Origin of the sequence: Limosilactobacillus avistercoris, assembly GCF_014836425.1 — a bacterium.
Taxonomy (GTDB): Bacteria; Bacillota; Bacilli; order Lactobacillales; family Lactobacillaceae; genus Limosilactobacillus; species Limosilactobacillus agrestimuris.
Genome location: NZ_JACSQW010000031.1, coordinates 1,506 through 2,584, shown reverse-complemented (window position 1 = coordinate 2,584; position 1,079 = coordinate 1,506). Strand labels below are relative to the sequence as shown.

Annotated in this window: 1 protein-coding gene; it reads left to right on the top strand. The window is 42.4% G+C overall.

Going from position 1 to position 1,079, the window contains the following annotated elements:
* The coding region (locus H9564_RS08470; protein ID WP_191685042.1) for a DUF1542 domain-containing protein at positions 1-1,079 on the top strand (1,079 nt) is incomplete at both ends.

Here is a 1,079-nt window from a genome sequence, read left to right as displayed (position 1 = left end):
CTAAGGACGCAATCGATGGCGCAACAACCAACGATGGTGCCACTAAGGCAGGCCAAGATGGTAAGACAGCAATCGAAGCGGTAACAGTTCCGGCTGATTCTGATGTTAAGAAGAACGCCAAGGATGCCATTGATAAAGCTGCTAAGACTAAGGACAATGCAATCGATGCTTCAAACTTAACTGCTGAAGAAAAGGATGCTTTGAAGAAGAAAGTTGCTGATGAAGTTAAAACAGCTAAGGACAATATTGATGCTGCCACTAAAGACACTGATGTTACTACAGCGCAAACCAATGGTGAAAAGGCTATTAATGCTGTTGAAATTCCAACAGCTTCTAAGACCAAGAATGACGCTAATAGTGATCTCGATACCGCAGCTGATGCTGTTAAGAAGGCTATCGATAAAACTTCAGGTTTAACTGATGATCAAAAGCAAACAGCAAAGGGTCAAATTGACCAAGCTGTTGCTGATGCTAAAGAAAACATCAAGAAGGCTTCTGATGACACAGGTGTTGCAGCTGCAACGGATGCAGGTAAGCTCGCAATCGACAAGGTAAGTGCAAATGCCGCAATTGATGGAGCACTGGCTGAAAAGAATAAATCAATTGATGATGCTCCTAACCTGACTACTGAAGAAAAGCAAGCTGTGAAGGGTCAAGCTAAGACAGCAGCAGATAGTGCCAAGACCGCCATTAGCAATGCAAAAACTGTCGGTGATGTTACTACAGCTAAGAAGACTGGTGTTGATAACATTAACAACGGTAATGTTCCTACTACTTCTGCAACTAAATCAGCTGCTAAGGATGCCATTGATCAAGCTGCTAAGACTAAGGACGATGCAATCGATGCTTCAAACTTAACTGCTGAAGAAAAGGATGCTTTGAAGAAGACCGTTGCTGGTGAAGTTAACAAAGCTAAGGCTGCAATTGATGCTGCCACTAAAGACGCTGATGTTACTACAGCTAAGAACACTGGTGTTGAAAAGATTAACAACATTAATGTTTCTACTACTTCTGCAACTAAATCAGCTGCTAAGGATGCCATTGATCAAGCTGCTAAGACTAAGGACGATGCAATCGAT